Here is an 18,788-nt window from a genome sequence, read left to right on the forward strand (position 1 = left end):
GGCGGAGTGCCGCCCGTGCGCCCATGTCAGGGGCATCCATGCCCCGTTCGTCCCGCCGGGCCGATCCGCCGCCCCCTGCGGCGGAGCCCGTCCTCTGCCCCCTCTGCGACCGGCCGATCCCGCCCGGCGCGCGATCCAGCCGCCACCACCTGGTCCCCCGCCTGAAGGGCGGCACGCATCTCGGCACCGCCCGGCTGCACCAGATCTGCCACAGCGCCATCCATGCCCGCTTCACCGAGGCCGAGCTGGCCCGCCGCCTCGCGGATATCGACAGCCTGCGGGCAGATCCGGAGATCGCCCGCTTCCTCGCCTGGGTGCGGACCAGGCCGGACGACTTCCATGCCCCGACCCGCAGGGCGAAGGGCCGGACCCCGAAATGGCGCTGAGGCCCGGCCGGGCCCTTCTGCTTGGCCCCGGCCGCCCCGGCCGCTAGAAACCGCCCCAACCCCACGCCCCCAGGATCTTGCCGATGCCCGCCTACCAGTACGTCTATGTGATGAAAGACCTCACCAAGTCCTATCCGGGCGGGCGCGAGGTCTTCAAAGGCATCACCCTGTCCTTCCTGCCGGATGCCAAGATCGGCGTGCTCGGCCCGAACGGCGCGGGCAAGTCGACCCTGATGCGCATCATGGCCGGGCAGGACAAGGAGTTCGGCGGCGAGGCCTGGGCCGCCGAGGGCGCCAAGGTCGGCTACCTGCCGCAGGAGCCGCATCTCGACCCCGACCTCACGGTCGGCGAGAACATCATGCTCGCCTTCAAGGGACTGAAGGCCGACCTCGACCGCTTCAACGAGATCTCGATGAAGTTCGCCGAGCCGATGTCGGACGACGAGATGAACACCCTGCTGGCCGAGCAGGGCGAGCTGCAGGAGCGGATCGACGCCGCCAATGGCTGGGAGCTCGACCGCACCATCGACATCGCGCTCGATGCGCTGCGCTGCCCGCCAGCCGAACTGCCGGTGACCAATCTCTCCGGCGGCGAGCGCCGGCGCGTCGCGCTCTGCAAGCTGCTGCTCGAGAAGCCGGACCTGCTGCTGCTGGACGAGCCGACCAACCACCTCGATGCCGAGAGCGTCTCCTGGCTCGAGAAGACGCTGCGCGACTACCCGGGCGCGGTGCTGATCGTCACCCACGACCGCTACTTCCTGGACAACGTGACGAACTGGATCCTGGAAGTGGATCGCGGCCGGGGCATCCCCTACCAGGGCAACTACTCCGCCTACCTCGAGCAGAAGCGCAAGCGCCTGGCGCAGGAGGAGAAGGAGGAGAGCACCCGCCAGCGCCAACTGGCTGAGGAGCAGGAGTGGATCGGCCGCAGCCCCGCCGCCCGCCAGTCCAAGAGCAAGGCGCGCATCCAGGCCTATGAGGAGCTGCTGGCCCGCAGCCAGGAGAAGGCGCCCGATCCCACCGAGATCCAGATCCCGCCGGCGCCGCGTCTCGGCAACATCGTCATCGTCGCCGAGAACATCCGCAAGGGCTACGGCAACCGCCTGCTGATCGACGAGCTCTCCTTCAAGCTGCCGCCCGGCGGCATCGTCGGCGTGATCGGGCCCAACGGCGCCGGCAAGACCACCCTGTTCCGCATGATCACCGGCCAGGAGACGCCGGACGGCGGCTCGCTGACCGTCGGCGACAGCGTCGACCTCGGCTATGTCGACCAGAGCCGCGACTCCTTGCGCGACGACCGCACGGTCTGGCAGGAGATCTCGGACGGGATGGACGTGATCCCGATGGGCAAGCGCAACGTGCCGAGCCGCGCCTATTGCGCCGCCTTCAACTTCAAGGGCGGCGACCAGCAGAAGCCCGTGGGTGTCCTGTCCGGTGGTGAACGGAACCGGGTGCATCTCGCGAAGATGCTGAAGCGCCCGCACAACGTGCTGCTGCTGGACGAGCCGACCAACGACCTCGACGTCGACACGCTGCGGGCGCTGGAGGAGGCGCTGCAGGACTTCGCGGGCTGCGCGGTCATCATCTCGCACGACCGCTGGTTCCTCGACCGCCTGGCGACGCATATCCTGGCCTTCGAGGGCGACAGCCATGTCGAGTGGTTCGAGGGCAACTTCCAGGCCTATGAGGCGGACAAGCGCCGTCGCCTCGGCGCCGCGGCGGACCAGCCGCACCGCATCAAGTACCGGCCGCTGACGCGCTAGGGATGGCGGGGATGGATGGCGCCGGTCCGGCCATGCGCGTTGCGCCGCCCATCCCGATGCCGGGGCGGGTCGTGCGGACGCCGCGCCTCACCCTCGTCCCCCCGGACAAGGAGAACCTGCCCGACCTCATCCGCCTGAAGGGCGACACGCGCGTCTTCGAGCTGATGCTGCACGGCACCCGCACGCCGGAACGCACCCGCGACGAGCTCGAGGATGACATCGAGTTCTGGCGGGTGCGGGGCTACGGCACCTGGTGCGTCTTCGAGACCGAGACGGGCGAGTTCCTCGGCATCGCCGGCCTGATGGAGCGGCCGGACGGGCGCGGCGTCGCCATGCGCTTCGCGCTCTGGCCGGAATGCCGCGGCAAGGGCTATGCGCGGGAGGCGGCGAAGGCCGGCCTGGAATTCGGCCATCGCGCCGGCCTCGCGCGCATCATCGGCGTCGCCTGGTCGGAGAATGTCGCCTCGCGCCTCGTGCTGCAGGATATCGGCATGACCGAATGCGACGAGTTCCTCTACCGGGGCCGCCGCATGATGGTCTACGAGAGCCTCCGCAAGGCCTGATCCGGATGCGGTCCCCGGGCGTTTCCTGCGCCGGAGGAGGGCAGGGGATGCATGTCGCCGGCTGGCTGCTGGAGGCGGAGGACCGCGAGCGCCTGCTCGCCCTGGTCCCGCCGGCCTATCCGCGGGTGATCGCGCACCATGTGACGCTGCGCGCGGGCGTGCAGCCGGACTTCCCGCGGCCGCCGCCGGAGGAGGGCGCAGTGGTCGGCCTGGCCGATGACGGGGCCGGCGTGCAGGCGCTGGTGGTCGAGATCGACGGCACCACCCGCCGCCCGGACGGCTCGACCTGGCACGTCACCTGGTCGCTCGCCGAGGGGCGGAGGCCGGTGGAGAGCAATGCGGTGATCCGCGCCCGCGGCTGGACCCCGGTGCCGCGGCAGGCGCTGCGCCTGCGCCCGGCCGTCTTCGAGGCCTGATGCCGGCCTGCAGCCGTCCCGGCCTCCGCGGGCCGGCATCGCACGCAACGGCGCGGGCGGGGCGCCGCGGCCCCGCCCCTTCCCGTCAGGCCGGGCTGTCCTTGCCCTTCCCGGCCTTGTCCCGCTGCATCTGATGGCTCTGCCGGTCGGCCTGCTGGTCCTGGGTCGGCGGCGTGCCGGCGGCGCGGCCGCTCTCCTGCCGCCGGTCGTCCTGCGCCATCTGGCCGCGGTTCTGCTGGCCCTGCTGCTGGCCACCCTGCTTCTGGTGGTCGGTGCCGTGCTTGCCGGTCATGAGGGTTCCTCCTGCGCCCGCCGGAGCTGCCGGCAGGCCGGGCGATAACGCCGCAGGGTGGCACGTGGTGGCACCGCTTCCGCCTCAGGGCTGCAGGGTCACCCCCGTCTTCGCCACGATCGCCTTCATCTTCTCGAACTCCCGCACCATGAAGGCGCGCGTCTCCGCCAGGCCGTTCGGGCCGGCCGGCGGCGCGTGCCCCGCGCTCAGCAGGCGCTCGCGCACCGGCGGTTCGGCCAGCACGCCATTCAGGGCGCGGTTCAGCGCCTCCGCCACCGCCGGCGGCAGGCCGGCCGGCGCGATCAGCATGAAGAAGCCGCCATTCTCGAAGCCCGGCACGCCAAGCTCGCCGAGCGTCGGGATGTCGGGGAAGAGCGGGAAGCGCCGGTCGCCCAGCATGGCGATGCCGCGCACCTTGCCCTCCCGCATCAGAGGCACGGCGGAGGCGAGCGCGGCAACGCCGAACTGGGACTCCCCGGTCAGGATCGACTGCAGCATCTGCGCGCCGCTGCGATAGGGCACATGGACGTAGCGCGTACCGAAGGCCTGCGCGAGCATCTCCGCCTGCAGGTGCAGCACCCCGCCGACGCCGGAACTGGCATAGGTCAGCCGGTCCGGCGGCGCGGTGCGGAGCGCCTGCAAGGCCTCCGCCGGCGTGTCGCCGGGGAAGCGCTCGGTCACCACCAGCACGGCGGGCGGCGTGCTGATCAGGCCGATATGGGTGAAGTCGGTGACCGGGTCGTAGCGCGTGCCGCCGACCATGGCGGCGGGCGCGGCGGCTGCGGCGCCGGTCTCGGTCACCATCAGCGTATGGCCATCGGCGGGCTGGCGCTTCAGCCATTCCGTGGCGATGGCGCCGGCGGCGCCCGGGCGGTTCTCCACCACCACCCGCGCCTCCGGCCCCAGATAGGCCGGCAGCCGGTCCGCCAGGATGCGCGCCGCGATGTCGGTGCTGCCGCCCGGCGCATAGCCGGTGGCCAGCGTAATCGGGCGGTCGGGGAAGGCCCCGGCCGCGGCCGGCAGCAGGGAGGCGAGGGTGGCGAGCGCGAGGCTCCGGCGGCGCATGGGTGATTCCTCCCCTGTGGTCTCGTTGCGCGCAGCAGAGCAGGTGCCGGGCCCGGCGTGAAGCGCTCCGGCCCGCCGTCGCCGCCTCGTCCCGTGCATCGGAAGCGGGACGGGCGGCAGGTGGCGCCCGGCTACCGCGTCAGCCGCCGGCCGGCAGGTCCAGCGTCGCGCCAAAGGGCAGGGTGACGAAGGCATCCTCGGCGACGCCCTGCTCCGCCTTCGCCCGCGCCAGCCATTCGGCCGGTTCGCCGATCGGCTCGTCGGTCAGCCCGCCGAAGGTGCCGAAATGCATGCCGATGCTGCGCCGGGCGCCGAGCGCGCGATGCGCCTTGACCGCCTCCGCCGGGTCCATGTGCTGGGTGCGCATGAAGAAGCGCGGGGCATAGGCGCCGATCGGCAGCAGCGCGAGGTCGATGCGCGGGAAGCGCCGGCCGATCTGCTCGAAATAGGGGCACCAGCCGCTGTCGCCCGCGACATAGACGCAGGCGCCCGGTGCCTCGAGGATGAAGCCGCCCCAGAGGCTGCGATTGCGGTCCCACGGCGTGCGCGCCGAGAAATGCTGCGCCGGCACATAGGTGACCCGCAGCCCCGCGACCTCCGCATGCTGCCACCAGTCCAGCTCCCGCGCGCCGTGAATCCCGGCCTTGGCCAGGTGTCGCGCATTGCCGAGGCCGGTGACCACCGGCGGTGCCCACCGCCGCCGCACCGCGCGCAGCGTCGGCAGGTCGAGATGGTCGTAGTGGTTGTGGCTGACCAGCAGCAGGTCGCAGCCCGGCAGGGACTCGAGCCGCTGGCCCGGCGCCCGCACGCGCTTCGGCCCAGCGAAGGGCAGGGGGCTGGCGCGCGCCGACCAGATGGGGTCGAGCAGCAGGCAGCGCCCGCCCAGTTGCAGCAGGAAGCTGGCATGGCCGATGAAGGTCGCGGCGATGCGGTCCGGCCCGAGGCGCGGGGGCGCCGGCTGCGGCGGGTCCTCGATCCAGGCGGGCCAGGGCGCCGGGGTCGATTCGCGCCGCCAGCGCCAGACGTCGCGCAGCGTCCGCACCGTGTCGTCATAGGGGTTGCGGAAGCCGTGGTCCGTGTGGTGGGCCGGCCGCGCCGGCGGGCTCATTTGCAGTCCAGCACCCGCACGTCATAGACGGGATGCTCCAGCATGCTGACGCCCGGCGCATTGGCGAACATCCAGCCGCGAAAGGCCGGCTCGTCGGGCTTGCGGCTGTCGGTGATCTCCATCCAGGCCGCGGCATCCGGCACCTCGCCGACCGGCCGGGCGTTGCAGGCGCGCACCGCGATGGTCAGGGTATTGTATTGCGCCGGCTGCCCGACGGTCGCCTGCAGCACGGAGACGCGCGCCGTCACCTTGTCGAGCATCTGCAGCTCGGCCGTGCGCTTCGGCTCCCATTCCTGCGCCGCTGCCGGTGCGCTCGCCAGGCAGGGCGCGGCCAGCAGCAGCGCCGCCAGGACCGCGCGCCTCATGCCCGGCGCTTCGGGGAGGGCAGCGCCTCGACCAGTCCGGCGAGGATGCGGCGCATCGCGGCCTCATCCACGCCCATCAGCACCGCGTCCTCGAAGGCGTCGCGCATCACCTGCGCGAGCTCCGCGTGGTTCTCGGCGAGGACCTTCAGCTTCTCCCGGCAGGAGAGGGGCGCGCCATCGGCGCCCGGCCAGGTCTCGGGCGGGGCGAGGCTCATCGCGTCGCGCCCGCGCCCGCCGCCGCGCCCTGGCCCTGGGCGGCGCCGCCGCCCTGCTGCTGCGCATTGCCGTTCATCTGCGTGACCGAGAAGATGAACCGGCCGAGGAGCGATTCAAGGCTGACCGAGCCCTGCGTCTCCGTGATGCGGCCGCCATCGGCCAGCAGCTTGTCGCTGCCGCCCGGCACCAGCGAGACATACTTGCCGCCGAGCAGCCCCTCCGAGGTGATCTCGGCCGAGGTATCCGCCGGCAGCTTCAGGCTGCGGTCCACCTTCAGCGTCAGCACCGCGGCGAAGCTCGTCGGATCGATGCGGCTGTCGGTGACGGTGCCGACCTTGACGCCGGCGATGCGCACATCGGCGCCATTGGCCAGGCCGTCGATGCGGTCGAAGCCGGCGGTGAGCTGCATGCCCTCCGCCGTCACCGCGCCGCGGCCACTGTGCAGCACCGCATAGACGAGGAAGACGGCGGCGACGAGCAGCACGGCCGCGCCCGCGCCGACCTCGGCGAGACTGCGTCCCTTCATGGCGGTCAGTATCCGTGCGGCCGCGTCACGACCCCGGTGTCCAGGCCTCGTAGTCGCCGCCGGTGATGCGGCGCGTGCCGCCGACATAGTCATGGCCGGCCGGACGATAGGCATGCGGGGTGCCGGTCAGGTTCGGCCGGTGCTCCTGCTGCCAGGGGTGGCGCTTCTGCTCGGCCAGCGGCGCGGGCACGGTGTGGTGCAGCCAGGCATGCCATTCCGGCGGCACGACGGTCGGCTCGCGCCCGCCGCCGGCATAGATCGCCCAGCGCCGCGGCCGGTCGTAGATCGGCTGGCTGGTCTTGGCTTCGTAATAGATATTGCCGAAGCGGTCGGTGCCGACCTTGCGCCCCCTGAGGGGCGAGGTGAGGCGAAGCAGGAAGGACATGGGGCCGAGATAGCTCCTCAGGGGCCGGCGCGCGAGGGCACAATCGCATAACGCCTGCTGCGGTGCAAAGTGCCGCGGTTCTCCCCGCTATCCACAGCATGTTGCGGTCCGTCGCGAAAAGAATCACCAGATCTGGCTTTCCTTGCTGCAACGGTCCCCCTAGCATCGGGCCATGGCACGCATCCATGGCACCTTGTGGGAAGGGGTCGCGCTGCGCCGGAGCCGCGCCGGCGCCGATCCCGACGCCCCGCTCCGTCCCGTCGCCCTGCCCTCCGGCTGGGAGAGGGAGGCGGCCGAGGCCCTCGCCGCCCTCGCGCCGGGGGAGGGGCCGGCGGCGCTGCCCCGCCTGGCCGAGGCCTGGATCCTCCGCGCGGCGTCGCGCGGCCAGAAGGCCGGGCTGTTCGATGCGGCAGAGGGAAGGCGGCTCGCCGAGGGGCTGCGCGCCCTGCTGCTGACCCGCCGCGGCGCCCCGGGCGTCGAGGCCTGGCGCGGCGAGCCGAAGGTGGCGCGCGGCGCGCCCGCGGAGCCGCCGCGCTTCGTGCTGAACCTGCCGGCCTTCCTCGAGCCCGAGGGCGGCTTCGACCTCGAGGGCTACGCCGAGGCCTGCGCCCTCGCGGTCCGGACGATGGACGCGCTCGGCGCCGGCAAGGCGCTGCGCCTGCGGCTCGGCTTCGCCGACCTCGCGGGGCTGCTGGCCGCGCTCGGCCTCGCCTACGACTCGCCGGCCGCGCGCGACGTGGCCTCGGCGCTGGCCGCGCTCACCCGCGGCGCGGCCGAGGCGGAATCGGGCCGCCTCGCCGCCCGGCTCGGGGCGCGGGAGCCGGTCGCGCTGCTCTGGCCCGCCCCGGCGGGGGAGACGGTGCTGCCCGGCCTCGCCGCCGCGGCCCGCGCCGCGCTCGATGCCGCCGCCGCCTCGCCCGGCCTGCGGCACCAGGCGCTGGTCTCCCTCGCCCCGGCCGATGCGGTGGAGGCGCTGCTCGGCGCCGGGACCGCCGGCATCGCCCCTGCCGCCGGCCCGACCCGCAGCGTGCTGACCGCCGAGGGCCCGGCCGAGCTGCCGACCCGCGCGGCGCGGCTGCTCGGCCCCGAGCGGGCGGCGGAACTCCTCGGCCCGGTCGCCGAGACGGCGCGGGAGGCGATGCGGCAGGCCGTCGCCCCCTTCCTGCATGTCGCGCCGCCGGCCCCGATCGCCCTGCCGGCCCCGGCGAAGCCGCTGCCGAAGCCGGCCGCGGCGATCCGCCGGCATGCCGGCACCACGCTGCATGTCACGGTCGGCGGCCATCGGGTCGCGCTGCGCACCGCCGAGGACGCGCAGGGGCGGCTGCTGGAGATCGCCTTCACCCTGTCGAAGGAGGGCGCGGCCTTCCGCAGCCTGATGGATGCCTTCGCGCAGTCCGTCTCGCTCGGCCTGCAGCGGGGCGTGCCGCTGGCCGAGTATGTCGAGGCCTTCGCCTATACCCGCTTCGGCCCCGCCGGCGCGGTGGAGGGCGACCCGGCCATCCCGCGGGCGACCTCGGTGCTCGACTGGGCCTTCCGGCGGCTGGCGCTGGACTATCTCGGCCGCCGCGACCTGCCGCAGCCCTCCGAGGAGGATTGCCTGGGGGATACGGTGGGGCAGGCGGCGCAGGTCGCACCGCTGTTGCCACTCGACCTGCCGACGGCGGCGACGCCGCGCGGGCGGCGCCGCTCGCTGCGGGTCGTGGGGTAGGAGGCGTCCGGGCGGCCGCCCCGGAGCCGCGGATTCCACAGCGCAAAGGCGTCGACGGGGCGTTTTCGGACAAAGTCCCGGCCCGGATTGCGGCGGGATCGTGGCGCGGCGGCGCGGGGCAGGGGCGGTGGCGCGGATGGCGTGTGGGTAAGGCCCGAGCCTGGCTTCGCCCGGCCTGGTGCCGGGACGCCCACCCGGGCGGGCATGGCCCGGCCGGTTCTTCGTCGCTCCGTCTCCGGCTCGCCGCCGCATGCGCGCCTCCGCCGCCGGCACCATGCCGACCCATAGGCCAGCCTACAGCAAGCCGACCGAAAACGCGAACGAAATAGGAACAATCCGTGGGGCTTGTGGCCGGCGCGCGGCCCGGCCATGACGGGGCGGCAGACAGGATTGCGGAGGATGCCATGGCGGGCAGGATCGAGGCGCGGCTCAAGGAACTCGGCATCACCCTGCCGCAGCCGGCGGCGCCGGTGGCGAACTACATCCCCTTCAACGTGACGGGGAACCTCGTCGTCGTCTCCGGCCAGATCCCGCTGCAGGAAGGCAAGATCGCCTATGCCGGCAAGGTGGGGGCCGGCGTCTCGGTCGAGGACGGCAAGGCCGCCGCCCGGCTCTGCTTCGTCAACCTGCTCGCGCAGGTGAAGGCCGCCTGCGGCGGCGACCTCGACCGCGTCACGCGGGTGGTGCGCCTCGGCGGCTTCATCGCCGCGCCGGCCGAGTTCACCCAGCATGCCGTCGTGATGAATGGCGCCTCCGACCTCGCGGTCGAGGTCTTCGGCGAGGCCGGGCGGCATGCCCGGACGACCATCGGCGTGCCCTCGCTGCCCGGCGATGCGGCGGTGGAGGTCGAGGGGATGTTCGAGGTCGGGTGACCCGGGGGCGCACCGCAGTTGAGGGTTGATACCCCAATGATGCTGTGTGCGCTTGGTGACAGCCCCAGGGTTTCATGATCGCACAGTTTCTTCCCAGGCATGCAACGCCTCGGAGGAGACCGGGCATGAGCGGAAGCGGAGAAGGCAGTCCGGAGGAAGTCCAGGGCGGCCGAAAGGAGGGCAAAGGCGAGGCCCTCCACCGCGAGGCCGAGGCGATTGAACTAGACTCGCTGATCGCGACCGTCGGCCACTTCAAGGCAGCCGAGGTCTGGGAAAGGCGGGCTCTCGTGCTCACGGTGGTGATCGCGGGCTTCGGCACATCGAGCGGCGCAACCATCGCCACGTCGGTGGCGAGCACCGCCCCGTCCGCGGCGGTTGCCGGCACGAAGCAGAACTCCGGCTCCCCCACCGAACCCACGAAACCCGCAGACCGCACCGTTTTCAGCTTGTTGGGATGGGCGGCCCTGGTCAGCGGGGTCGCGACCGCCATTGGCAAGGCGATCGACCCGGAGAAGCGGGCCAACGACCACTGCAATACGGGAAGGCAGTATCAGACGCTGGCCGAAGATGTCCGCTTCTTTCGAACGGTCAGTCTGAGCCCGGAGGGGAGCAGCTGTAAACCGGACTGCATGGCGTTGCCGACCGAGGAGTTGAAGCGTTTGCGTGCCCGGCGGCAGGAGATCCATCGCAGCGCGCCCCTGATCCTGGCGAAGGCTTGGCGGGCCGTTCTTTCGACGCTGAATGGGCAGGATGCCTCGGGAACCCCGCAGGACGTGCTCTGGCAGCGGATCTGCTGCCTCAAGAGGGACCTCAAATTCAAACCGCCGTCCGGGAACGGGCCTGAAGACTGGCGCGTGCCGGCGTGGTTTGCTCGCGTCCGACACTTCGTGGAACGCCTGCAGGCGGCATGGGATGGCCTCCGCGGCCACCCCGCCAGGCGGGGAGCGGAGGCTGACGCAACAAAGCCTGTGGGCCCGTGATCCGGACGCATGCACGAAGCGCACTCGCCACTCGCTGGCCTGCCTCACCGCGTCGAAGAGATGACGGCGCGGGCTCTCGATCAGTCGGCCTGGTCGTCCAGCAGACGGGCGAGGGTGGGCGACAACCCGGGCACCTGCCCCTCGACCACACGCCCCAGGCCAACTCATCGTCCACCGTCGCATAGCCATGGATCGGAACATTGCGGAAGGCAATGATCCGCGGCAGGTCGGGGATCGCGGCGGCGAGGTCGGGATCGACCCTGCGCAATCCGGCCAGGGCCTCGCCCCCGATCTCGAATTGCCGCTCCACGGCTGAGCGCGGCAAATCGTCCGCCGGATAGGTCGCCCGGTCCCGGCCGGCCGTGAAGCGGCGGATCCGCTCCGCGGCCCGCCAGGCATCCCAGCGGTATTTCGCCGCGTCGCCGGCCATCATCCCGGCGGAAAGTGAGGTCGCCGCTAGCGCTCGATCCGCGCACGGATGAAAGGGTTCTTCAGCGCGGGCGAGGTAAGGAGGTCGACCGGCCGGCCGAACAGGGCTTCCGGCCCCTCGCGCAGGCCGAAATATGCGCCGGCACAGCGCCGCCAACGCATCGGCGGATGCGGCGAGGGCTGGGACGTCGGGCTCCATGGCCCCAGCATAGCGCATCGCGCGGCCGCCGCGCATCCGCGGCGACCGGTCAGCCGTTCGCCAGTTCCGCCAGCACCTGCGCCAGCACCCGCGCCCCCTTCGCCAATTGCTCCGGCGAGGAATACTCCGCCGGGTTGTGGCTGATACCCTTGCGGCTGGGCACGAAGATCATGCCCGTCGGGCAGAGCGGCACCATGAACTGCGCGTCGTGGAAGGCGCCGGAGGGCATGCGCTTCGCGGAGAGCCCCTGCGCCGCCGCGGCGCGCGCCACCGCCTCGGTCACCTCCGGCGCGAAGGCCGCGGGCAGGGCGTGGAAGCGCTCCGTCACCGTCACGTCGCAGGTCCTCACCGCGGCCTTGACCGTCGCCTCGATGGCGTCGCCGCGTTCCGTCAGCACCGCCTTGTCCGGGTGGCGGAAGTCGATGGTGAAGCGGACGGTCTCGGCGACGCTGTTGGAGCTGTTGGGCGCGACCTCGATCCGCGCCACGGTGAAGCGCAGCACGTCGGTCGGGTCCTCCATCAGCGCGTTCAGCGCGGTGATGGCGCGGACCATGTCCTGCACCGCGTCGCGCCGGGTCGAAACCGGCGCGGTGCCAGCATGCGCGCTCTCGCCGGTCAGTTCGACGAGGAACCAGCGGCTGCCCTGGATGCCGGTGACGATGCCGATGTCGAGCCCTTCCTTCTCCAGGATCGGCCCCTGCTCGATATGCGCCTCGACATAGGCATGCGGCTTCGGCCCCTCGACCACGCCGAGGCCGCGGCGGGGGAGGTCGGCCTCCAGCGCCAGGTGCTCGCGCAGCGCGTCGCCGAAGCGGATGCCCTCGCCATCCGTCACCGCATCCCAGCTCTGCGGCGGGCGGAAGCCGGCATAGGCCATGCTGCCCATGCAGCCCGGGGCGAAGCGGCCGCCTTCCTCGTTGGTCCAGGCGACGACCTCGATCGGGCGGCGGGTGCGTATGCCGGCCTCGTGCAGCGCCTGCACCGCCTCGAGCGCCGCGACCACGCCCCAGATGCCATCGAAGCGGCCACCGGCCGGCTGGCTGTCCATGTGGCTGCCGGCGAGGACGGGGGCGAGGCCGCGCTCCGTCCCCTCCTGCCGGAGGAAGAGGTTGCCGAGGGCGTCGATGGAGGGCCTGAGGCCGATCGCCGCGCCCCAGCCGATCAGCAGCCGCCGCGCCTCCCGGTCCAGCGGCGAGAGGCAGGGGCGGTTCACGCCGGGCGAGCCGTCCGCGCCGGTGATGGCGCCGAGCTTCGCCATCTCCATCAGCCGGTCCCATTGCCGCTGCTCGCTGACCGCCGCCACCGCGTTCGGCGCCACCGTCCTGCCCATGCTGCCCTCGTCCCGGTCCTTCGACGCGCTAGAGCGCGCGACCCGCGGGGCGTCAAGCGCCCGCGCCGGCGAGACATGGTAAGCAGGTGCGTCCAACGGGAGCCGGCGCATATGGCGCATGACAGCTATCTCAGCACCCATGTCCTCGACACCGCGCGCGGCCGGCCCGGGGCCGGCGTGACGGTGGAGCTCTGGCGCCTGGACCCGGACCCGCGGCACCTCCGCACCGTCGTGACCAATGCCGATGGCCGGGCGGGCGAGCCGCTGCTACCCGAAGCCGGCTTCGTCCCGGGCCGTTACGAGCTGCGCTTCCACATCGGCGCCTATTTCGCCGATAGCGGCCTGACCCAGGACCCGCCCTATCTCGATATCGTGCCGGTGCGGGTGACCCTGCATGCCGGCCAGGGGCACTACCACGTGCCGCTGAACTGCTCGCCCTATGGCTATACAACCTATCGGGGGTCCTGACGTTCTCCCTTTCCGCGCGGGAAGGGTGAGGCCATGCAGGACGAGGAGATCTTCGAGCGCGCCGTGCGCGCGGGCGACGCGGCGACGGTCGCGCGCATGCTGCGGGCGGCGCCGGGCCTGGCGCGGCCGCGCGGGGAGGGCGCGTCGGACCCGGTGGCTCTGGCGGCGCGGCATGGGCGGCTGGAGGTGCTGCGGCTGCTGGTCGAGGCCGGCGGGCTGCCGGCGGCCGAGGGCGACCGGCCGACCGCACTGATGCAGGCCGCCGCCGCGGGCGATGCCGCCGCGGTCGCGCTGCTGCTGGAGCGCGGCGCCGACCCGGCGTCGCAGGATGCGGCCGGCCGGACCGCGGCGGACCATGCCGGCGAGGCCGGGCATGCCGAGGTGGCGCAGGGGCTGAAGACCGCCGCGGAGGCCGAGCGCATCCTGCGGTAGACGGCGCCGCGCCGGCCGGCCGGCGCGGCGTTCGGACTGGACTCGAGCAGGCCTGCCCGCAGATCGCGCGGGCCAGGCCGGCACGGCCTGCGTAAGCTGGCCCGGCAGCCGAGAGGACCGCGCCATGCCCGAGGACCTCGCCTACCGCACCGCGACCGGGCTCCTCGCCCTGCTCGAGTCCGGCACGGTCTCCTCCCTCGACCTGACCCGCGCCGCCATCGCCCGGATCGAGGCGCTGGACGGCGCCATCAACGCCGTCGTGCTCCGCCGCTTCGAGGCGGCGCTGGCGGAGGCGGCCGCGGCCGATGCGGCGCGCCGGCGGGGCGAGCGGGCACCGCTGCTCGGCCTGCCCATGACGGTGAAGGAGTCTTTCAACCTCGCGGGGCTGCCGACGAGCTGGGGCCTGCCCAGCCACCGCGATTGGCGCCCGGCCGAGGATGCGGCGGCGGTCGCGCGGCTGCGGGCGGCGGGCGCGGTGATCCTCGGCAAGACCAATGTGCCTTTCATGCTGGACGACTGGCAGAGCTTCAACCCGGTCTACGGCACCACCGGCAACCCCTGGGACCTCGGGCGGACGCCGGGCGGATCCTCCGGCGGCTCGGCGGCGGCGCTGGCGGCGGGCTTCGTGCCGCTCGAGCTCGGCACCGATATCGGCGGCTCGCTCCGCGTCCCGGCGCATTTCTGCGGCGTCCTCGCGCATGCGCCGAGCCTCGGCCTGGTGCCGGTCCGCGGCCATGTGCCGCCCGGGGTGCCGGCCATCCCGCGCGAGAGCGACCTGATGGTGGCGGGGCCGATGGCCCGCAGCGCCGCGGACCTCTCGCTGCTGCTCGACGTCATCGCCGGGCCGGACGGGCCGCAGGCGGCGGGCTATCGGCTGGCGCTGCCGCCGCCGCGCTTCGAAAGCCTGGCGGAGTGCCGCGTGCTGGTCGTGACGGAGCATCCGCTGGTGCCGCTGGGGCGGGAGGTGGCGGCGGCGGTCGAGGGCTTCGCCGACCGGCTGGCGCCGAAGGTGAAGCGGCTGGGCCGGGATGCCGGGCTGCTGCCGGACCTCTCGACCGGCGCCAGGGTCTATATGCGGCTGCTGAGCGCGGGCTTCGCGGCGGATGCCTCGGCCGAGGTGCTGTCACGCAGCCGGGCGGCGGTGGCGGCGATGGCCGCGGAGGATGACAGCCTGCGCGCCCACAGCCTCCGCGGCCTGCTGATGGACCATGGCGAGTGGATCCGCGCCGACCGCATCCGCACCGGCTTCCGTCACCGCTGGTCGGTGTTCTTCCGCGACTGGGACGTGGTGGTGGCGCCGGCCTTCGCGCTGCCCGCTCTCCCGCACGATCATTCCCCGGCGCCGCGGATGTGCGAGATCGACGGCACGCTTTGCCGGGAGGGCGACCAACTGGGCTGGGCCGGGATCTCCACCATGCCCGGCCTGCCCTCCACCGCCTTCCCGGTCGGGCGCAGCGCGGCGGGGCTGCCGATCGGGCTGCAGGCGATCGGGCCCTTCCTCGAGGACCGCACGACCATCGCCTTCGCCGGGCTGGTCGCGCAGGCGTTCGGCGGCTTCGCGCCGCCGCCGCTCTCCAGCGCGGCGATGCCCGCTTCGTAGCCGGCGGGCCGGCATGACCCCGATCCTGCCCGGGCGAAGGGTGTGCACCCTCCCGGGCAGCGCTGCTCTCCGTCAGGCCTGGTCACCGGTTCGCCTGGAGCCGCTCGTCGAGCCGGTCCAGGGCGCGCCGGCTGAGGAGCGACCGGTTCCGCATCTCGCAATTGCCGCTCGCGCCTGCCTCGGCGGTGAGGCGCAGCAGCGTCTTCGGGCAGCGCGGCGCGTCGAAGAAGGCGCCGGCGCCGGCGGCCCTGGGCCGTGCCCCGCCGCGGGGCTAGGCTGACCGCCATGCCATTCGACCTGCACGCCTATCTCGCGCGCATCGGCTGGGAGGGGCCGCCCGCGCCCGACCTTGCCACGCTGCGCGGCCTCATCGCCCGCCACGCCGCCGCCATTCCCTTCGAGGGCATCGAGGCGCTGCTCGGCCGGACGCCGGCGCTCGACCCCGCCGGGCTGCAGGCCAAGCTGGTCGGCGCCCGCCGCGGCGGCTGGTGCTTCGAGCAGAACTCGCTCTTCGCCCTGGCGCTCCGCGCCATCGGCTTCCGCAGCGCGCCGCTGTTGGCGCGGGTGCGCTACGGCGTGCCGGCGGAGGTGGCGATGCCGCGCACGCACCTGGTCCTGCGGGTCGACCTGCCGGAGGGGCCGCACCTCGCCGATGTCGGCTTCGGCGGGGTGACGGTCACGGCGCCGCTGGCGCTCCGCACCGGGCCGGCGCAGCCGACGCCGCACGGGCCGGTGCGCCTGACGGAGCGGCCGGACGGACTGATGCTGAAGGCGCGTCTCGGCGCCGAGTGGACCGCGCTCTACCTAGTGGGGTCGGAGCCGCAGCAGGCGGTGGACATCGACGCGGCGAACTGGCTGGTGGCGAACCGGCCGGGCGGGATCTTCACCGCCAACCTCATCGTCACCCGCGCGCCACCGGGCGAGCAGGTGGTGCTGCTGAACCGCCGCCTGACGCGGCGCGACCCGACGGGCGGCGAGAGCGTGACGCTGCTGGAGGGCCCGGCGCTGGGCGAGACGCTGCGCGGGCAGTTCGGCATCGCCCTGCCGCCCGGGGAGCTCGCGGCGCTGGAGGCGGCGCTGGCGGAGGACCGGCCGGGCCGCATCCCGGCGCCGGGCTGACGCAACCGCGGCGGCGCCATGCGCGTCTCAGCGGGACCAGCGAAAGGGTCCCGGCGATGGTGCGCATCCTCGTCCTCTACTACTCCATGTACGGCCATGTGGAGACCATGGCCGGCGCCATCGCCGAGGGCGCGCGCGGCGCCGGCGCGGAGGTGGTGATCAAGCGGGTGCAGGAACTCGTCCCGCGCGAGGTGGCGGAGAAGGCGCATGCCAAGCTCGACCAGCCGGCGCCCGAGGCCTCCCCGCAGGAGCTCGACCAGTACGACGCCATCATCGTCGGCTGCCCGACGCGCTACGGGCGCATGGCGGCGCAGATGGCGCAGTTCTGGGACCAGACCGGCGGGCTCTGGGCGCGCGGCGCGCTGATCGGGAAGGTTGGGGCGGCCTTCACCTCCACGGCCAGCCAGCATGGCGGGCAGGAGACGACGCTGATGGCGATCCATACCCAGCTCCTGCACCACGGCATGGTCATCGTCGGGCTGCCCTACAGCGCCGCGGGGCTGACGGTGCTGGACGAGGTCTCGGGCGGCACGCCCTATGGCGCGAGCACCATCGCCGGCGGCAAGGGCGAGCGGCAGCCGAGCGCGAACGAGCTGGAGCTGGCGCGCTTCCAGGGGCGGCACGTGGCGCAGGTCGCGGCGAAGCTGGCGCCGGCGCATGGCGCGGGGGAGGGCGGGTCGCCGCTTTAAGGAAGAAAAGTCCGGGGAGGAAGTATCCTCCCCGGGCCCCACCTCTATTTCTGTGAGTCTGGCACCTGACGCGCGGCGCGTCCCGACTCGGAGAAAACCAAGGAGGGGTTGGACGCCCTTGGCGTCCAACGGGGAGGAAATGCTTTCCTCCCCAATCTTTTTTCAACGTATCCCGGCGATCGCCCGTGCCTCGCCCGTCACCTCCAGGATGTGCACGCCGGTATTGGCGCGGTCGACGATGTAGACATAGCCGCGCTCGTCGGTCTCGACGTTGTTGGTCTGGATCGCCCGCTTGCAGCGCGGCTGCCCCTCCACCGTCACGCAGCGCGGCGCGGTGCGGTCGGTGATGGCCGGGATGTAGTGCCCGACCTCGCGCGGCTGGTAGGGGTTGCGGATGTCGAGCGCCCGGACGCCGGCATTGAAGAAAGCGATGAAGGCCAGCTTCCCGTGGAAGACCGGCGCCATGCTCTCGTTCGAGGAATGCGAGCCGAAGCGGCCGCCGCGCGAGCAGAAATTCCCCGATACCTCCGGCACCGTCCAGTTGGAGACGACCATGGGCTGGCTCTCCACGGTGATGTCGGCGAACCAGACCATCTGCCGCGCCTCGTCCTGGCATTCGTTCTTCAGCGCCTCGTCCACGATCATGACGAAGTCGCGCACCGCGCCGCGGCCGTCATGCGCGAACTCGGCGATGGGCATCCGCAGCAGCGGATAGGCGGTATGGGCGCCGACCCAGGGCATCATCACCAAGCGGCCGACCTCGGGCGCGCGCAGGTTCTCGTCGGTCGGCGTCGCCGGCCCCTCGATCAGCTTGCGGCGGTCCACGATCTGCACGATGCCGCCGGCGTTCGTGCCGTAGCCGAAGTAGATGCGGTTGCCGACCGGCCCGGTGGAGATGCCGCCGTGCAGCTCGGTCGGGATGGCGCCGTGCTCGCCATGCTGCTGGCTCGGCGCCTCGCCCTCCTGCAACTGCTGGCCGGGCAGGCCGAAATCCCTGATGTGGCGGGGATGCGCGGGGTCGTTCAGGTCGAAGACCTGTGTCATCCGCCGCACCTTCCAGGGCGGCTGGTTGCCGGAGACGAGGTAGGCGATGCCGGTATCGCATTCCCACCAGTTCTTGTGGGTGTGTCCGGCCGGGATGCGCGCGAGCAACTTCGGCTGCGCCGGATCGGTCACGTCGAAGACCTGGTGGCCGGCATTGCCCTGGGTGCGCAGCATGTAGAAGCGCGCCGGGTCGGCCTTGCTCAGCCCCTTGCCGTCGCAGACGCGCACCATCTGCGCCCCGCCATCCTCGTCCAGCCCTTCCTCGCCCGGGATATGGGCGAGGTAAGCGGGCTTCGCCGGGTCGGTGACGTCGAGGATGGAGGTGCCGTTGAACTCGCGCTGCCCGGTCATCGGGTTCAGCGGCTTCGGCTCGGCCTGCGTGCCGCCGTGGTGCCCGACATAGAGGATCCAGCGGTCGCCCTGGCGGTGGATCGTGGGCTGGTAGGCGCTGCGGGCCTGCAGGTCGTGATGGCCGAGCAGGCGCATGTTGGACGCCTCGGGCGCCGTCTGGGCGGCGGCGGGCAGGGCCAGCGCCGCGGCAAAGGCCGCCGCGAGCGCGAGCGATCGGACGCGATCCATGGATGTCCTCCCCCGGCCCCTGGGCGGGGCTTTCCGGCAGGGTAGATCAGCCGGCCGTCCGCTTGAAACAGGGCGGCCGGGGCGGCCCGACCGCGCCCCGCCGGCAGCACAGGCGCGGACGCCGGCGGAAACGGCGGGCCGCGGGGGCCCTGCTCAACACCGGAATGCGCGGCGCACAACCCTCGACCGACGGTTCATGCTTGCAATCCGTGGACGAAGGGGGCATCTCCCCCGCGATACCACACCGACGAGTC

The 18,788-nt window shown here is 72.9% G+C and carries 21 protein-coding genes and 1 pseudogene; 12 read left to right on the forward strand and 10 right to left on the reverse strand.

What is annotated here, in order from left to right; translation table 11 throughout:
* The first annotated feature begins 38 nt into the window (after nucleotides 1-38).
* From Q7A36_RS09040 to Q7A36_RS09055, 4 genes are all read left to right on the forward strand, one after another.
* The gene (locus tag Q7A36_RS09040; RefSeq protein WP_305103357.1) at nucleotides 39-386 is read left to right on the forward strand and encodes an HNH endonuclease family protein; all 348 of its coding nucleotides are present in this window, start codon (nucleotides 39-41) and stop codon (nucleotides 384-386) included.
* Between the two features lie 83 nt (nucleotides 387-469).
* On the forward strand, nucleotides 470-2,149 hold the full coding sequence (ettA, locus tag Q7A36_RS09045) for an energy-dependent translational throttle protein EttA (RefSeq protein WP_305103358.1): 1,680 nt from the start codon (nucleotides 470-472) through the stop codon (nucleotides 2,147-2,149).
* 11 nt (nucleotides 2,150-2,160) lie between these two features.
* Nucleotides 2,161-2,712 carry a GNAT family N-acetyltransferase gene (locus tag Q7A36_RS09050; protein ID WP_305103359.1) on the forward strand — a complete coding sequence of 184 codons (552 nt, stop codon included), beginning with the start codon at nucleotides 2,161-2,163 and terminating at the stop codon, nucleotides 2,710-2,712.
* Between the two features lie 47 nt (nucleotides 2,713-2,759).
* Nucleotides 2,760-3,128: a hypothetical protein gene (locus Q7A36_RS09055; RefSeq protein WP_305103360.1), complete on the forward strand. Its 369-nt coding sequence runs from the start codon at nucleotides 2,760-2,762 to the stop codon at nucleotides 3,126-3,128.
* A gap of 85 nt (nucleotides 3,129-3,213) precedes the next feature.
* Here the strand turns inward: Q7A36_RS09055 and Q7A36_RS09060 are convergent, their stop codons facing one another.
* From Q7A36_RS09060 to Q7A36_RS09090, 7 genes are all read right to left on the reverse strand, one after another.
* A complete protein-coding gene (locus Q7A36_RS09060) occupies nucleotides 3,214-3,420 on the reverse strand; it encodes a hypothetical protein (protein WP_305103361.1) in 207 nt (68 codons plus the stop codon).
* An 84-nt stretch (nucleotides 3,421-3,504) separates the two neighbouring features.
* Nucleotides 3,505-4,485 carry a Bug family tripartite tricarboxylate transporter substrate binding protein gene (locus Q7A36_RS09065; RefSeq protein WP_305103362.1) on the reverse strand — a complete coding sequence of 327 codons (981 nt, stop codon included), beginning with the start codon at nucleotides 4,483-4,485 and terminating at the stop codon, nucleotides 3,505-3,507.
* 139 nt (nucleotides 4,486-4,624) lie between these two features.
* Nucleotides 4,625-5,593, reverse strand: coding sequence for an MBL fold metallo-hydrolase (locus Q7A36_RS09070; protein WP_305103363.1), 969 nt, complete (start codon nucleotides 5,591-5,593; stop codon nucleotides 4,625-4,627).
* Nucleotides 5,590-5,958: a DUF2155 domain-containing protein gene (locus Q7A36_RS09075; protein ID WP_305103364.1), complete on the reverse strand. Its 369-nt coding sequence runs from the start codon at nucleotides 5,956-5,958 to the stop codon at nucleotides 5,590-5,592. Before Q7A36_RS09075 ends, Q7A36_RS09070 begins: the two co-directional genes overlap by 4 nt.
* Nucleotides 5,955-6,173, reverse strand: a complete 219-nt coding sequence (locus Q7A36_RS09080; protein ID WP_305103365.1) for a hypothetical protein — start codon at nucleotides 6,171-6,173, stop codon at nucleotides 5,955-5,957. The genes Q7A36_RS09075 and Q7A36_RS09080 overlap by 4 nt, the downstream gene beginning before the upstream one ends.
* The gene (gene mlaD / locus Q7A36_RS09085; protein WP_305103366.1) at nucleotides 6,170-6,700 is read right to left on the reverse strand and encodes an outer membrane lipid asymmetry maintenance protein MlaD; all 531 of its coding nucleotides are present in this window, start codon (nucleotides 6,698-6,700) and stop codon (nucleotides 6,170-6,172) included. Before mlaD ends, Q7A36_RS09080 begins: the two co-directional genes overlap by 4 nt.
* A gap of 25 nt (nucleotides 6,701-6,725) precedes the next feature.
* On the reverse strand, nucleotides 6,726-7,085 hold the full coding sequence (locus Q7A36_RS09090) for an NADH-ubiquinone oxidoreductase subunit NDUFA12 family protein (protein WP_305103367.1): 360 nt from the start codon (nucleotides 7,083-7,085) through the stop codon (nucleotides 6,726-6,728).
* Between the two features lie 172 nt (nucleotides 7,086-7,257).
* On the opposite strand from Q7A36_RS09090, the gene Q7A36_RS09095 reads away from it, so the two are divergent.
* The 3 genes from Q7A36_RS09095 (at nucleotide 7,258) to Q7A36_RS09105 (ending at nucleotide 10,645) form a co-directional block, all read left to right on the forward strand.
* Nucleotides 7,258-8,793, forward strand: coding sequence for a TSCPD domain-containing protein (locus Q7A36_RS09095; protein WP_305103368.1), 1,536 nt, complete (start codon nucleotides 7,258-7,260; stop codon nucleotides 8,791-8,793).
* Between the two features lie 404 nt (nucleotides 8,794-9,197).
* Nucleotides 9,198-9,665, forward strand: a complete 468-nt coding sequence (locus Q7A36_RS09100; RefSeq protein ID WP_305103369.1) for a RidA family protein — start codon at nucleotides 9,198-9,200, stop codon at nucleotides 9,663-9,665.
* A 125-nt stretch (nucleotides 9,666-9,790) separates the two neighbouring features.
* Complete coding sequence (locus Q7A36_RS09105) at nucleotides 9,791-10,645, forward strand: hypothetical protein (protein WP_305103370.1); 855 nt, start codon at nucleotides 9,791-9,793, stop codon at nucleotides 10,643-10,645.
* Between the two features lie 208 nt (nucleotides 10,646-10,853).
* On the opposite strand, the pseudogene Q7A36_RS41560 reads toward Q7A36_RS09105, so the two are convergent.
* Both Q7A36_RS41560 and Q7A36_RS09115 read right to left on the reverse strand, forming a co-directional pair.
* Nucleotides 10,854-11,309: pseudogene (locus tag Q7A36_RS41560) on the reverse strand (HepT-like ribonuclease domain-containing protein); the annotation flags it as partial.
* A 13-nt stretch (nucleotides 11,310-11,322) separates the two neighbouring features.
* Nucleotides 11,323-12,603, reverse strand: a complete 1,281-nt coding sequence (locus tag Q7A36_RS09115) for a M20 family metallo-hydrolase (protein WP_305103372.1) — start codon at nucleotides 12,601-12,603, stop codon at nucleotides 11,323-11,325.
* A 111-nt stretch (nucleotides 12,604-12,714) separates the two neighbouring features.
* Here Q7A36_RS09115 and uraH point away from each other — a divergent pair, with 111 nt between their 5' ends.
* The 5 genes from uraH to wrbA all read left to right on the forward strand — a co-directional run bounded on the left by uraH (nucleotide 12,715) and on the right by wrbA (nucleotide 16,911).
* Nucleotides 12,715-13,071: a hydroxyisourate hydrolase gene (gene uraH / locus Q7A36_RS09120; protein WP_305103373.1), complete on the forward strand. Its 357-nt coding sequence runs from the start codon at nucleotides 12,715-12,717 to the stop codon at nucleotides 13,069-13,071.
* A gap of 33 nt (nucleotides 13,072-13,104) precedes the next feature.
* Complete coding sequence (locus Q7A36_RS09125) at nucleotides 13,105-13,503, forward strand: ankyrin repeat domain-containing protein (protein WP_305103374.1); 399 nt, start codon at nucleotides 13,105-13,107, stop codon at nucleotides 13,501-13,503.
* Between the two features lie 124 nt (nucleotides 13,504-13,627).
* The gene (locus tag Q7A36_RS09130; protein WP_305103375.1) at nucleotides 13,628-15,103 is read left to right on the forward strand and encodes an amidase; all 1,476 of its coding nucleotides are present in this window, start codon (nucleotides 13,628-13,630) and stop codon (nucleotides 15,101-15,103) included.
* A 285-nt stretch (nucleotides 15,104-15,388) separates the two neighbouring features.
* A complete protein-coding gene (locus tag Q7A36_RS09135) occupies nucleotides 15,389-16,222 on the forward strand; it encodes an arylamine N-acetyltransferase family protein (protein WP_305103376.1) in 834 nt (277 codons plus the stop codon).
* A 56-nt stretch (nucleotides 16,223-16,278) separates the two neighbouring features.
* A complete protein-coding gene (wrbA, locus tag Q7A36_RS09140; protein ID WP_305103377.1) occupies nucleotides 16,279-16,911 on the forward strand; it encodes an NAD(P)H:quinone oxidoreductase in 633 nt (210 codons plus the stop codon).
* 162 nt (nucleotides 16,912-17,073) lie between these two features.
* On the opposite strand, the gene Q7A36_RS09145 is transcribed toward wrbA, so the two are convergent.
* Nucleotides 17,074-18,534 carry an LVIVD repeat-containing protein gene (locus Q7A36_RS09145; RefSeq protein ID WP_305103378.1) on the reverse strand — a complete coding sequence of 487 codons (1,461 nt, stop codon included), beginning with the start codon at nucleotides 18,532-18,534 and terminating at the stop codon, nucleotides 17,074-17,076.
* Nucleotides 18,535-18,788 lie beyond the last annotated feature (254 nt).

Origin of the sequence: Paracraurococcus lichenis, from assembly GCF_030657435.1 — a bacterium.
Taxonomy (GTDB): domain Bacteria; phylum Pseudomonadota; class Alphaproteobacteria; order Acetobacterales; family Acetobacteraceae; genus Paracraurococcus; species Paracraurococcus lichenis.